Source organism: Jatrophihabitans lederbergiae, from assembly GCF_031845305.1.
GTDB lineage: Bacteria > Actinomycetota > Actinomycetes > Mycobacteriales > Jatrophihabitantaceae > Jatrophihabitans_A > Jatrophihabitans_A lederbergiae.
Window position 1 is genome coordinate 157,171 of record NZ_JAVREH010000005.1, and the last position, 13,147, is coordinate 170,317.

Genomic DNA, 13,147 nt, shown 5'->3' on the forward strand with positions numbered 1-13,147 from the left:
CGTCACTCCCGGGGGCTTCCGGGATGGGACCCACCGGACGGCCTCACTCCGGCTGGGGCTCGCCCGCGGACTGGACCCGGCCCTCGAACCGGGTCGACAGCACCACTGTGGACCGGGTCCGCGCCACGCCCTTGATCTTGGACAACGCCCGGATCGCGGTCTCGAGCCCCAGCACGTCCGGAACCCGCACCTTCACCACGAACGACTCCTCGCCGGCCACGAACCAGCAGTCCTCCACCGCGGCCAGCACGGCCAGGTCGTCGGCCACCGCATCCTCGTCGGCGTTGTCGGACAGGAACACCCCGACCAGGGCACTCATCGAGTAGCCGAGGGCCTCCGGTGCCACTGCCGCGTGATAGCCGGTGATGACGTCCTGCGCCTCGAGCTTGCTGACCCGGTCGTGGACCGCCGGGGCGGACAGGCCCACCTCGCGGGCTAGTTCGGTGTACGTGGCCCGGGCATTCGACCTGAGCGCATCGATGATGGATCTGTCCACTGCGTCCATGATCGTCAGTGTGTCAGCCGGAACCGCTTTCGGACTTCCGGCCGGCACCCAACTCGCCGGTCCACCGGGTTGTCAGCGAGTGCTCGACGCCGATCACGTCCAGCACCTTCGCGGCGACGAAGTCCACCAGCCGCTGTACCGAGGACGCCCCGGCGTAGAAGGCGGGGCTGGCCGGCAGTACCACGGCGCCGGCGTCGTACAGCTCGATCAGGTGGCTCAGGGTGGCCCGGGTGTACGGCGTCTCACGCGGCACCACGACGAGTGGCCGGCGCTCCTTGAGGGTGACATCGGCGGCGCGCTGCAGCAGGTCCTTGGACAGGCCGATGGCGATTCCTGCCACGGCGGCGGTCGAAGCCGGGACGACGACCATTCCACGAGCCGGGTACGAGCCGCTGGCCGGCCCACCGGCGAGGTCGGTCGCCGTCCAGTAGCGGACTGCGGTCTCGTCGACCTTGCGTCCGAGCCAGCCGGCCAGGTCCTCGTCCCAGTGGTTGTCCCGGAACGCGATACCCGTCTCGTCCAGGATGGTCAGCCGGGCGGCTCGCGACACCACTAGGTCTACCGGCTCACCCGCGTCCAGCAGGCCGAGGATCACCGCCCGGGCGTACGGGGTGCCCGAGGCACCGGAGACGCCGACGACCCACGGCAGCCGCGCCGGCGCGCTGCTCACGGGCGCAGTCCCTGCGTTGCTCACGGGCGCAGTCCCTGCGCTATCAGATCGGCGAGGGCGAACACGAACAGCTGGATGCCGACGAACCCGTTCGCGGTGAAGAAGGCTCGGTTCACCCGCGACAGGTCATCGGTCTTGACGATGGTGTGCTCGTAGGCCAGTACCGCGGCCGTGATCGCCAGCCCCACCCACCAGATCATGCCCAGGCCGGCCGCGACCCCGAACCAGACGTAGCAGGCCACCGTGATCAGGTGCGTGATGGTCGACCAGCGCAGCGCCGACGCGATGCCGAACCGGGCCGGGAACGAGCGGGATCCGATCTCGCGGTCGATGGCTGCGTCCTGGCAGGAGTAGATGAGGTCGAAGCCCCCGATCCAGGTGCCGACCGCGAGCCCGAGCGCGGTGGCCGGCCAGGCGAACCCGCCGGTCACGCCCATCCAGGCGCCGACCGGGGCAATGGCCTGCGCCAATGCCAGCAGCGCCTGCGGAAAGTCGGTGAACCGCTTGCCGTAGGAGTACAGGATCAGCAGGCCGACCGCGACCGGCGACAGCAGCAGCGGCAGCCATCCGAGCGCGGCAGCCGAGGCCAGGAAGATCACCAGGGCGACGGCGAAGCCCCGCCACGCCGTGCCGAGCGACAGCACTCCGGTCACCAGCTCGCGGCGGCCAGTCCGCGGGTTCAGCGCGTCGAAGCGCCGGTCCAGGATCCGGTTGCCGGCCATCGCCACCGTCCGGGCGGACACCATCGCGACGACGATCAGGCAGAGCTGCAGCCAGTGCACCGAGCGGCTGTCGATCCACATGGCGGTGAACGCGGCGATCAGCGCGAACGGCAGCGCGAACACCGAGTGCTCGATCATCACCAGGCGCAGGAACGCCCGGACCTTGTTCGGCGCCGGGGCGGTTACGCCGACGGTGGAGGCAGACGAGGACACGCTCTTGAGTGTGCCAGCCGGGCCCGCCTCAGCTGATCCGGTACTCCCGCCAGCGGCGCTTCACCAGGTCCAGGGTGGCCTGGTCGAGCACGCAGGCCTCCGGCCAACCGCCCTCGCGCCGGTAGCCCTCGGTCTCGAGCTTGGCGGTCGCGTCGATGCCGAGCTTGCCGCCGAAGAACTGCTCGTAGGACGCGTGGTCGAGATGGTCCACCGGCCCGGTCATGTGCACCACGTCGTGGGCGTAGTCGACGTTGCCGAACGCGCGCCAGGCCACGTCGTTGTAGTCGTGCACGTCGCAGTCGGCGTCCACCACCACGATCAGCTTGGACAGCGACAGCAGTCCGGCGCCCCAGATCGCGTTCATCACCTTGTGCGCGTGCTTGGGAAAGCGCTTGTCGATCGAGACGATGCAGCAGTTGTGGAACACGCCCGCCTCGGGCAGGTCGTAGTCCACGATCTCGGGAATGGTGAGCCGGATCAGCGGCAGGAAGATGCGCTCGGTGGCCTTGCCCAGCGGGCCGTCCTCCTGCGGCGGCCGACCGACGATGATCGACTGGTAGATCGGGTCCTTGCGCATGGTCATCACGTCCACGTGTAACACCGGGAACGGCTCGACCGGCGTGTAGAAGCCGGTGTGGTCGCCGAACGGCCCCTCGGGCAGTCGCTCCCCCGGCTCGACCCAGCCCTCGATCACCACCGACGCGTTCGCCGGCACCTGCAGCGGAACGCTCAGGCAGTCCACCAGATCGACCCGTTCCTTCTGCAGGAAGCCGGCGAACAGGTACTCGTCGATATCGGCCGGCAGCGGTGCCGAGGCCGCGTAGGTGACGGCCGGCGGGCAGCCGAACGCGATCGCCACCGGCAACCGCTCGCCCCGGCGCTCGGCGACGGCCGCGTGCGAGGTCGAGTCCTTGTGGATCTGCCAGTGCAGGCTGACCGTGCGCGAATCCTGCTGCTGCAGCCGGTACATGCCCAGGTTGCGGGTGCCGGTCTCGGGATGCCTGGTGTGGGTCAGCCCCAGGTTCAGGAAGACCCCACCGTCCTCGGGCCACGAGAGGACGCCCGGCAGCAGGTCCAGGTCCACGTCGTCGCCCTTGAGCACGACGTCCTGGCAGGGTGCGGTCTTGACGTGCTTCGGTGGGACGTTGCGCAGCTGGGCGGCCTTGCCGAGCGCGTCGCGCAGGCCGCCGATGCCCTGCGGCAGCTCGGGCTTGAGCAGGCCGGCGATGCGGTCGCCGATCTCGTCCAGACTGCTCACCCCGAGCGCCCGGCACATCCGCGAGGTGGTGCCGAAGAGGTTCATCAACAGCGGCATGTCGCCGCGGGTGGGGTTCTCGAACAGCAGCGCCGGGCCGCGGTCCCGGACCACCTTCTGCACGATGCCGGTGACCTCGAGGTGCGGATCGACGGGCGCCTTGACCCGGACGAGTTCCCCCGTGCGCTCGAGGGCCCGGACGAAGTCAGCGAGATCGGTATATGCCACCAGGCCAGTATCGCCGCAGTTACTGAGCCTGGGCAGGCCGGTCCCCGCCGGCGACCCGCTTGAGCGCGCCGCGCGCACGCTCGCGGGTGTTCGCCCGGCGCACGGTGACCGAGCCCATCAACGCGAAGCCGGTGACCCGGACCGCGCCACGAACGGCCAGGGTCGGTTGCCCGGCGGTGCCGATAAAGGTGCCCATGAACCCGACGCCATCGACATCGACCTCGACGTCCTCGGGCAGCACGATGGTGGCGCTGCCCATCAGGGTGTTGACGGTGATGTGCACCCGCGGCTCGACGAACACCGCCTCACGCAGATCGAGCGTGGCCGAGCCCATCACGGTGGACACCTCGAAGTTGGGCGGCACCATCCACCGACCGCGACGCTCGATGCTCGACATCACCGACCAGGCCCTGACCGGAGCCGGCTCGGTCAGCGGGACGACTGGCAGCGGGCTCTCGAACACCGGCTGGGTGGACAGGTCATGGGTCAGTGGTCGCAGGTCGTCCAGGGTGACGGCGCGGTAGGTAGCACGCAGCCGCTCGTCGACCTCGACCATCGAGAGCTGTCCGTCGGCGGCCGCGGCGTGCAGGATGCCGGCTACCTTCTCGCGATCCTGGTTGGACGCGCGCATCGAAACGGGACGGTTACCGTCTTCAGTCACGGGCGAAGCATACGACTGACGGCGCCGGAATCCGACCGGGAAGCGCCAACTTTTCCCGTGTTATCGGATCAATTCAGGGTTAGGCGGGTCAGTTGAGGGTTAGGCGGGTCAGTTCAGACCGGCGTAGGAGTGCAGGCCCGAGATCACGATGTTCACCACGAAGAAGTTGAACGTCATGGCGGCGAAGCCGAACAGGTTGATGAAGGCGGCGCGGTTGCCCTTCCAGCCGGCGGTTGCCCGGGCGTGCAGGTACATGGCGTAGACGACCCACGCGACGAAGGCCCAGGTCTCCTTCGGGTCCCAGCCCCAGTACCGGCCCCAGGCCGCCTCGGCCCAGATGGCTCCGAAGATGACACCCGCCGTGTAGATCGGAAAGGCGAAGGCGACGGTGCGGTAAGCGGCCTTGTCCAGCGACGCGGACGCGGGTAGCCGCGAGCCCACGCCGGCGAACCGGCCGGTGGTGATGCCGGCAGCGCTGCGCCGCTCGAACCGGGATCGCACCAGATACATCGCGGTGATCGCGGCGGACGTCAGCAGGATGCCCTCGGCGGTGGCGATGGACGAGACGTGGATGGCCAGCCAGTACGACTGCAGGGCCGGGACGAGCTTGGACGCCTTGGTGTAGAAGGTGCCGGCCAGGAACATCAGCAGCAGCACCGGCATCATCACGAACAGGCCGAGATAGCGCAGCTGCGGCATCTTGACGAGGGTCCCGAGCCAGGCGAGCGTGGCGACCAGGGCGACGACGAGGGTGAACTCGTACATGTTTCCCCAGGGCACCCGGTCCACCGCGATACCCCGGATGGCGACCGATGCGAGGTGGAACAGCGCGCCGAGGATGGTGAACGCGACGGCGGCCACACCCCAGCGCCGGCTGGCGTCACTGCCCCGTTGCACCCGGCCGGCGCCGTACGGAGAGCCGGTGCTGGTGCTGCCGTAACCAGTGCTGCCGTGGCCTGCTACCGAACCGCCACTGCTCACCCCGGCCATTGCGGGCTCGCGCACCACGGCCGGGCTGGTGTCGGCGATGCGGCCGGTCTTGCCGAACGCGTACTCGCCGGTGTAACCGACCACGGCGAGCAGGTACGTGCCGGTGGCAGCCGTCCACAGGGTTTCCGAGAATGAGGCCAAGCCGCTGTCGATCGCCATGTCAGTTCCTTCCAGCGCCGATCTTCTCGGCGGTTGATGCGACCGGCGGTTGCGCACCGGGATGAAGGCTGCTCTGCACACTCGCGACTATCGTCTCGAACTCAGCTGGAAAGTTGCCGGAGTCGTTTCGCGCCAGCCCACCCACGGACACCAGCGTACGAGCCCCTGGCTGTTCGGTGATCCGCACCCAGACCCGACGGCGGCGCACGGTCAGCGATCCGAGCAGGCCGGTGACCATGAGGATCGCGGCGACGAGCAGGGCCGTCTGGGTGGGATCGTGCGACACCTGCAGCGTCGCCCATTCCTTGTAGCCGGTGAATTTCACCACCGTGCCGTCGGGCAGCGCCATTGACTGCCCCATGCTCAGGTTCTTGGCCGCGACCCTCTTCAACTCACCGGTAGCGATCTGTGTCGGGTCCAGGGTGTACACCGACTGCGGTGCGCCTTCCGGGTTCAGCAGGCCCTGGTAGGCCAGCACCGCGAGCACCGGCTTGCTGACCGTCGGGGCGATGGACGTCACCACGCCCTTGCTGATCAGCGGGGTCGGCGCGAAGATCGCGCTCAGCCCGATGTCGTTGTTCGCGGTGACGTCCTTGCCGGCGAACTTGAAGGCGCCCTCGCTGGTATAGAACGTGTCCGCCGGCAGGAATGCCTCGGTGTCGGTGATCGGCGCGCGCCCCGGCCGGGTGACGGTCACCGTGGGCGAGAAGCCGTGGTTGATCAGGTAGACCCGGGCGCCCTCACGGCGCAGCGGGTGGTTGACGGTGATCACGTCGTGGCGAGGCGCGCCGTCCAGGCCCTCGGAATAGGTGACGTCGGCCTTGAACTCCGCCGGGCTGCCGTCCGCGCGGTAGGTGGCCGTGAACGAGTTGAGGTTGTCGATGCACAGCGGCGCGATGGCGCCGGGGCTGACCCAGCGGCCGCTGTGGAAGGCGTCGTAGGACAGCGGCCGGTTGCAGAACCCGGTGCCCTCGGTGGTGACGATGGAGCCCTGGTAGCTGAGCAGCTTGCCGCCGGCGATGAGCACCAGCGCGACCAGCAGGGAAACGTGAAAGATCAGGTTGCCGGCCTCGCGGCTGTACCCCTTCTCGGCCGACACCGCGATCGCGCCGGAGTCCTCCGTCCGGGCGATCGTCCGCCACCGGGGCCGCAGCGTCCTGGTGACCCGAGCGGCGACCTCGGACGCGGGCAGCTCGCTGGTCAGCTCACCGTTCTCCGCCAGCCGGTCGAGGTGGCGGGGAGCCTTGATCGGCTTGTTCCGCAGCGCCCGGGCGTAGACGGAGATGCGCGGGATCAGGCAGCCGATGAGCGAGGCGAACAGCAGCAGGTAGACGGCCGAGAACCAGATGGAGCCGAAGACGTCGAAGGCCCCGATCCGGTCGAGGAGCCGGCCCCACGAGCCGTGCGTCGCCAGGTAGCTGTCGACCTTCGTGGGGTTCAGTGGTCGCTGGGGCAGCAGCGAGCCGGGTACGGACGCCAGCGCCAGCAGGAACAGCAGGACCAGCGCGGTGCGCATCGAGGTGAGCCGCCGCCACAGCGTCCGGACCGGCCGGGGAAGAAGGCTCATCTAGATTCCCGAGCCCACGCCGGTGCTGGCGAACTCCAGCCGCAGCCAGTTCATCCAGTCGTCCCAGACGCCGGTCAGCAGCAGGACGCCCATCAGGACGAGCAGGCCACCGCCGAGCTGACTGACCAGCCTGGCGTGCGTGCGGACGAGCTGCAGTGCATTGGTGACCCAGCCCAGCCCGAGGGCCACGAGCAGGAACGGCACGCCGAGGCCCAGGCAGTACGCCACCAGCAGCAGCGCGCCGCGCCCGGCGGTTCCCTGGGTCGCGGCCAGGCCGTACACCGCCGAGAAGGTCGGGGTGAGGCACGGCGTCCATGCCAAGCCGAACGTCAGGCCCAGCAGTGGAGCGCCGAGCAGGCCGGCCTCGGGCAACCGGTGCACCTTGAACTCGCGCTGCAGAAACCGGAACCGGCCCATGAACACCAGCCCCATGCCGATGGTGAGAACGCCGAACACCCGCTCCAGCAGCAGGTGGTGTACCCGGATGCTGGAGCCGAGGGTGCCGAACAGCGCGCCGGTCGCGACGAACACCGCCGTGAAGCCGAGTACGAACAGCAGCGCGCCGGTCAGCATCCGGCGCTGCTTGTGCGCGCTCCCTTCGACGCCGGCCAGGCCCGCGACGTAGGAGAGGTAACCCGGCACCAGCGGCAGCACGCAGGGCGACAGGAACCCGATCACGCCGACCACCAGCGCGACCCCGGCTGCGGGTACCAGTGCCCCGCCGGTCACGGTGTCGGTGAGCCCGCTCGCTGTGTGCACAGCTGCCGCGGCGGCCAGGTACATCGCTCAGGCCTCTTTGCTGAGCTCGTCGAGAACCTGGTTCAGGTCCTTGGGCAGCACCGGGCCGACATAGACCGCGGCGACCCGGCCCTGCCTGTCGACGATGACGGTGTCGGGCAGGCCGGCGAGGGGCACATTTCCGATCTGCAGGGCGGTCTTGCCGATCTCGTCGTACACGACGGGAAAGCTGAGGCCCTTGTCACGGACGAATGCCGCTGCGGCGTCCTTGCGATCGTTGACGTCGAGCCCCACGAACGTCACGCCCTCGGCCTTGCGCTTCCGGTAGACCGCCTCGAACTGAGGCGACTCATTGGCACACGGCCCGCACCAGGACGCGAAGAAGTTCAGGACGACGACCTTGCCCTTGTCGGTACTGAGCCTATAGTCGCCACCGGCCAGCAGCGTTCCCTTGACCGGTCCGGCGAGCTTGCGCTTGCCCGCCTCGATCACGGTCCCCTTGGCGGTTGCCTGGACGTAGCCGAAGGACCCGTTCGCGTTCTGGTCGACGGCGTCCTTGCCACCCGCGCACGCCGTCAGCGCCACCGTCGCCAGCACGGTCGCGGCAAGCAGCCGAATTCCTCTCCCCATGGGGTTCACCATTCCAGTGTGAGGCGTGCTCCAAGCCACACCGGCACCTGCCCCATCTTCTGAGCACCCGCTGTGCCGGACGCGCTCGGGTCAGGCTCCCGGCTGGTCCCGGTGGACCTGGTTGGATGTCGTTCCGGCGGGCTCGGCGTAGTCCACTCCGACCACCCGGTCACCCTCGAAACGCAGGGACGTGATCGAGGCGAGCGAGCACTGCCGCTTGCGCGGGTCATGTGGCAGCCGCTGGCCCTCGACGAACCGGCGCAGGCAGACGATCGGCAGCTGGTGGGACACGCACACCGCCTCGGAGCCGTCGGCGTGCTCGCGGGCTGCCAGCGCCGCAGCGAACATCCGGTCGGCCACCTGCCGGTACGGCTCGCCCCAGGACGGCCGCAGCGGGTTGTGGAACAGCCACCAGTTCGTCGGGCGCTTCAACACGCCGCCGGAGCCGGTCACCCGCTTGCCCTCGAAGGCGTTCGCTGCCTCGATGAGCCGGTCGTCGGTGGCGATGTCGAGCCCGAACTCGGCCGCGATGGGCGCTGCCGTCTCTTGCGCGCGCTGCAGCGGCGAGGACACCAGGTAGCTGACGTTCCGTCCCGCGAGGTGCTTGGCGGCGAGCTCGGCCATCCGCACGCCGTCCTCGGACAGCCGGTAGCCGGGCAGCCGGCCGTACAGCACCTTCGCCGGGTTGTGCACCTCGCCGTGGCGCAGGAAGTGCACGACGGTGAGCGCCATTACGGCCGTACCGCGGCGGCTGCCGCCCGGGCCGCCGCGGGCAGCGCGTCGGCGATCTTCTCGATCGCCGCCTCGTCGTGCGCCGCTGACACGAACCAGGCCTCGAAGGCGCTCGGCGGCAGGTACACACCGGCGTCCAGCATCGCGTGGAAGAACGGGCCGTACCGGAACGTCTCCGCGGCCTGCGCCTCGACGAAGTTGGTCACCGGCGAGTTGGCGAAGAAGATCGAGAACAGGTTGCCGGCGTACTGCAGCTGGTGAGCGACCCCCTGCTCGGTCAGCGCCTGCGAGGCGAGCTCACCTACCGTGTAGGCCGTCGCGTCCAGCCGGGCGTAGACCTCGTCGTCGGCGTGGCGCAGCGTCGCCAGGCCCGCCGCGACCGCGACCGGGTTACCCGACAGCGTGCCTGCCTGGTACACCGGCCCCGCCGGCGCCAGGTAGGACATCACGTCCGCGCGACCACCGAACGCGGCTGCCGGCAGGCCACCGGACATCACCTTGCCGAACGTGAACAGGTCTGCCTCGACCGGGTCCAGGCCGTAGTAGCCGGCCTTGCCGACCCGGAAGCCGGTCATCACCTCGTCCATGATCAGCAGCGCGCCGTGCTGGCTGGTGACCTCCCGCAGCGCCTGGTTGAAGCCGGGCAGCGGTGCGACCGCGCCCATGTTCCCGGCGGCTGCCTCGGTGATCACGCAGGCTATGTCCGGTCCGTCGAGCTCGAAGGCGGCCTTGAGCGCGGGCACGTCGTTGTAGGGCAGCACGATCGTCTCGCCGGCCTGCGCTCCGGTGACGCCGGGGGTGTCGGGCAGGCCGAAGGTCACAACCCCGGAGCCGGCACTGGCCAGCAGCGCGTCGACGTGGCCGTGGTAGCAGCCGGCGAACTTGACGACCTTTCGGCGGCCCGTCGCGCCGCGAGCCAGCCGGATCGCCGACATGGTGGCCTCGGTCCCGGAGTTGACCAGCCGGACCTCCTGGACCGGGGCGACCCGGGAGATGATCTCTTCGGCCAGCTCGATCTCACCCAGGGTCGGAGTACCGAAGGACAGGCCACTGGACGCGGCTCGTTGCACCGCCTCGACGACCGCCGGGTGGGCGTGCCCGAGGATCATCGGCCCCCAGGAGCACACGAGGTCTACGTAGGTGACGCCGTCGGCGTCGGTGAGGTACGGACCCCGGCCGCTGACCATGAACCGGGGCGTTCCGCCGACCGCCCGGAAGGCTCGCACCGGTGAGTTCACCCCGCCGGGGATGACTCGCTGGGCTCGTTCGAACAGTGCTGCGGAGATAGGCGCGTCGGTCACCCGTCCAGTGTCTCAGCCCGCTGCAGGTCGCATCACACATCGCCGGCCGACGGCGCTTTCTTGCTCAGCCGGCCCCTGCGTCACCGCAGCAGGTTAGCGGCCTCGTGCGCCCAGTACGTGAGGATCATGGAGGCGCCCGCGCGGCGGACGGACAGCAGGGTTTCCATCACGATCCGCTCCCGGTCGATCCAACCGCGCTCGGCGGCGGCCTCGACCATCGCGTACTCGCCGGACACCTGGTAGGCGGCGACCGGCACCGGCGATGCCTGCGCGACGGCGGACAGGATGTCGAGGTAGGGCAGCGCCGGCTTGACCATGACCAGGTCCGCGCCCTCGGCGACGTCCAGAGCGACCTCGGCCAGGGCCTCGCGCACGCCCCGCGCAGGGTCCTGCTGGTACGTCAGCCGGTCGCCCTCGAGCGACGACGAGACGGCTTCGCGGAATGGCCCGTAGAAGGCGGAGGCGTACTTCGGGGCGTAGCCGAGCACGCCGACGTCCGAGCGCCGCACTCCGTCCAGGGCTTCCCGGACGACCGCCACCTGGCCGTCCATCATGCCGCTGGTGGCCACCAGGTCGGCGCCCGCCTCGGCCTGGGCGAGGCCCATAGAGGCGTATCGGCGCAGGGTCGCGTCGTTGTCGACGGACCCGTCGTTGGCGAGCACCCCGCAGTGACCGTGGTCGGTGAACTCGTCCAGACACAGGTCGCCCATCAGGACGGTCGCGTCACCGAGCTCGAACTTCAACCGTGCCAGGCCCTGGTTCAGAATGCCGTTCGGGTCGTCAGCGCCGGAACCGACCGCATCCTTCGACGTCGGGACTCCGTACAGCATCAGGCCACCGACACCGGCCTCGACCGCGCCTATCGCGGCCTTGGCGAGGGAGTCCATCGTGTGCTGGACGACGCCTGGCATCGAGTTGATCGGACGGGGCTCGGAGATGCCCTCGGCCACGAACATCGGAAGGATCAGGTCGGACGGCTGTAGCGACACCTCGTGGGTCAACTTCCGCAGCGCGGCGGTTCGGCGGAGCCTGCGGGGACGGGAGGCGGGGAAGGCGGGAAGGGCCGGAAGCTCGTTCACAACCCAAGCGTAGTCGCGCCCGCAGTGCCTTCACGGCCGTTGTGGAGTGGCGTTATCCACAGGGCGGGTATGACGCTGCGGCGCGTCGGGCATGATGTGGCTATGTCGCTACCACTCCGTTTGGCCACCTTTGGGCTTATCGCTGTTGTAGCGGTCGCGGTGGCCGGCTGTACGAGCGGTGACGCGCGCCCGAACACCTCCACGGTGGCCGTCTCGGCTCCGCGCACGAGCGCCTCGCCGGGTGCCTCCGCAAGCCCAAGTGCCTCATCGAGCCCGACGGCTACCAGGGTGTATCCGGCAGACGTGCCGCTGACCGGTCACAACGTCAAGCCGGGCGAGAAGCCACCCGTCTATCCGGCGGCGGCGAACGCCCGGACGCAGGCAGCGGCCAATGCCTTCGCCGAGTTCTACATGCACACGCTCGACTGGGCGTACGCCACCACGAATCCGTCGTACATGAAGCACTACAACGGTGCCTCGTGCGGCTTGTGCAACGGTCTCGCCACCGGCATCGCCAAGACCGCCGCCGAGAAGCACTGGTACCTCGGCGGACGACTGACCATCCGGCCGGCGACCGCCACGCCGATCGCCCCGGTGACGGCACCCGCCGACTACTGCTCCGTTGTAAGCGTCGACATAACGGCTCAGACGGTCGTCGACAAAACGGGCAGCATCGTAAGCGGCGAGGCAGCTCATCCGAACTTTCGGTGGAAGCTCTGCTCGAAGTGGACCGTCGGCACTTGGCACGCTAGCTACTTCGCGGGTGTGGAATGAAAGTGTGTAGCTTGCTTGGCTTGATCCCCGCGGTCACGGTGCTTGTTGGGCTGGCAGTGGGCGTTACACCTGCCGCCGCGGCGGGTGCTGGATGCGGACGTGCGGGGAATGGCTCACTAGCTGGTGTCCACGGGCCGGGATTCGTCGGTGTCTCTGGATCGTGCAGCGTCATCAAGACGGACCTGCCGGGCCGGGGCGGCTTACCGGTCCTCGTCATCGACTGCGGCTATGCGACCGCGGCCGAGAGCAATTCCCACTGGAACAAGTCGTGCGGAGCCACCGGATTCCCGTGCCCGCCCGTGGCGGGCACCCCGAACCCGCACCAGTTCATCACCGTGCTGTCCATGCTCCAGACCACCGTCCCGATCGCGGCCTGGTGCGCCGGCGGCACGAATCCCATGCCGTCCACCGCCGCGCTGCGGGACGAGGTGATTCGCCTGCTGCATCCCCCGGCGCTGGGCGTGTCACCGAGCACTGGGACCGCACTGGTGAACTTCCGAACCCTGTTGTGGGTCAACACTCCGGTCGAGCGAGACCTGGGCCGCTCGAAGCTGATCGGCTTTCCGGTGAATCTGCGGGTGCACTACGTCCGTACGGACTTCGACTTCGGTGACGGCACCACCGGTGAGCTCAGCCCCGATCCCGGAACCCCGTACAACCCGGCCGAGGATTGCGGCCAGTGCTCAGACCGCTTCGGCCACGACTACACCGCTGCGGGTGCCATTACGGTCACGGCCCGGGTGTATTGGCAGGCCCAGTTCCGGATCGGCGGCGAGCCCTGGACCGACATCCCCGGCGAGGTCACCGCCACCACGCCATCCCGAACCGCCTTCACGGTCAAGGAGTCCCGCAGCACCCTCGTCGTACCGCACTGAACGCACGGCCACAGCGATGGACAGCAAACTGGCGGGACCCAGCCCGAA

The 13,147-nt window shown here is 69.2% G+C and carries 14 protein-coding genes; 2 read left to right on the forward strand and 12 right to left on the reverse strand.

Annotation, left to right across the window (positions count from 1 at the left end; translation table 11 throughout):
- Window positions 1-43 precede the first annotated feature (43 nt).
- The 12 genes from RM423_RS05995 to hemB form a co-directional block, all read right to left on the reverse strand.
- Complete coding sequence (locus tag RM423_RS05995) at window positions 44-505, reverse strand: Lrp/AsnC family transcriptional regulator (RefSeq protein ID WP_311422098.1); 462 nt, start codon at window positions 503-505, stop codon at window positions 44-46.
- A 13-nt stretch (window positions 506-518) separates the two neighbouring features.
- The gene (locus RM423_RS06000) at window positions 519-1,175 is read right to left on the reverse strand and encodes a UbiX family flavin prenyltransferase (protein ID WP_311422099.1); all 657 of its coding nucleotides are present in this window, start codon (window positions 1,173-1,175) and stop codon (window positions 519-521) included.
- A 20-nt stretch (window positions 1,176-1,195) separates the two neighbouring features.
- Window positions 1,196-2,110, reverse strand: a complete 915-nt coding sequence (mqnP, locus tag RM423_RS06005) for a menaquinone biosynthesis prenyltransferase MqnP (protein ID WP_311422100.1) — start codon at window positions 2,108-2,110, stop codon at window positions 1,196-1,198.
- A 28-nt stretch (window positions 2,111-2,138) separates the two neighbouring features.
- A complete protein-coding gene (locus tag RM423_RS06010) occupies window positions 2,139-3,593 on the reverse strand; it encodes a menaquinone biosynthesis decarboxylase (protein ID WP_311422101.1) in 1,455 nt (484 codons plus the stop codon).
- A gap of 19 nt (window positions 3,594-3,612) precedes the next feature.
- Window positions 3,613-4,254, reverse strand: a complete 642-nt coding sequence (locus RM423_RS06015; RefSeq protein WP_311422102.1) for a DUF1707 SHOCT-like domain-containing protein — start codon at window positions 4,252-4,254, stop codon at window positions 3,613-3,615.
- 108 nt (window positions 4,255-4,362) lie between these two features.
- Complete coding sequence (ccsB, locus tag RM423_RS06020) at window positions 4,363-5,403, reverse strand: c-type cytochrome biogenesis protein CcsB (protein WP_311422103.1); 1,041 nt, start codon at window positions 5,401-5,403, stop codon at window positions 4,363-4,365.
- A 1-nt stretch (window position 5,404) separates the two neighbouring features.
- Window positions 5,405-6,970, reverse strand: a complete 1,566-nt coding sequence (resB, locus tag RM423_RS06025) for a cytochrome c biogenesis protein ResB (protein ID WP_311422104.1) — start codon at window positions 6,968-6,970, stop codon at window positions 5,405-5,407.
- Complete coding sequence (locus tag RM423_RS06030; protein WP_311422105.1) at window positions 6,971-7,753, reverse strand: cytochrome c biogenesis CcdA family protein; 783 nt, start codon at window positions 7,751-7,753, stop codon at window positions 6,971-6,973. It lies immediately after the preceding gene.
- A 3-nt stretch (window positions 7,754-7,756) separates the two neighbouring features.
- The gene (locus RM423_RS06035) at window positions 7,757-8,338 is read right to left on the reverse strand and encodes a TlpA family protein disulfide reductase (protein ID WP_311422106.1); all 582 of its coding nucleotides are present in this window, start codon (window positions 8,336-8,338) and stop codon (window positions 7,757-7,759) included.
- Between the two features lie 90 nt (window positions 8,339-8,428).
- Complete coding sequence (locus tag RM423_RS06040) at window positions 8,429-9,070, reverse strand: histidine phosphatase family protein (RefSeq protein ID WP_311422107.1); 642 nt, start codon at window positions 9,068-9,070, stop codon at window positions 8,429-8,431.
- On the reverse strand, window positions 9,070-10,371 hold the full coding sequence (hemL, locus tag RM423_RS06045; protein ID WP_311422108.1) for a glutamate-1-semialdehyde 2,1-aminomutase: 1,302 nt from the start codon (window positions 10,369-10,371) through the stop codon (window positions 9,070-9,072). Before hemL ends, RM423_RS06040 begins: the two co-directional genes overlap by 1 nt.
- An 80-nt stretch (window positions 10,372-10,451) precedes the next feature.
- The gene (gene hemB / locus RM423_RS06050; protein WP_311422109.1) at window positions 10,452-11,450 is read right to left on the reverse strand and encodes a porphobilinogen synthase; all 999 of its coding nucleotides are present in this window, start codon (window positions 11,448-11,450) and stop codon (window positions 10,452-10,454) included.
- 303 nt (window positions 11,451-11,753) lie between these two features.
- Between hemB and RM423_RS06055 the strand changes: the two genes are divergently transcribed.
- Together RM423_RS06055 and RM423_RS06060 are read left to right on the forward strand one after the other, a co-directional pair.
- A complete protein-coding gene (locus tag RM423_RS06055) occupies window positions 11,754-12,224 on the forward strand; it encodes a DUF6318 family protein (RefSeq protein ID WP_311422110.1) in 471 nt (156 codons plus the stop codon).
- A gap of 11 nt (window positions 12,225-12,235) precedes the next feature.
- Window positions 12,236-13,099 carry a hypothetical protein gene (locus RM423_RS06060; protein WP_311422111.1) on the forward strand — a complete coding sequence of 288 codons (864 nt, stop codon included), beginning with the start codon at window positions 12,236-12,238 and terminating at the stop codon, window positions 13,097-13,099.
- Window positions 13,100-13,147 lie beyond the last annotated feature (48 nt).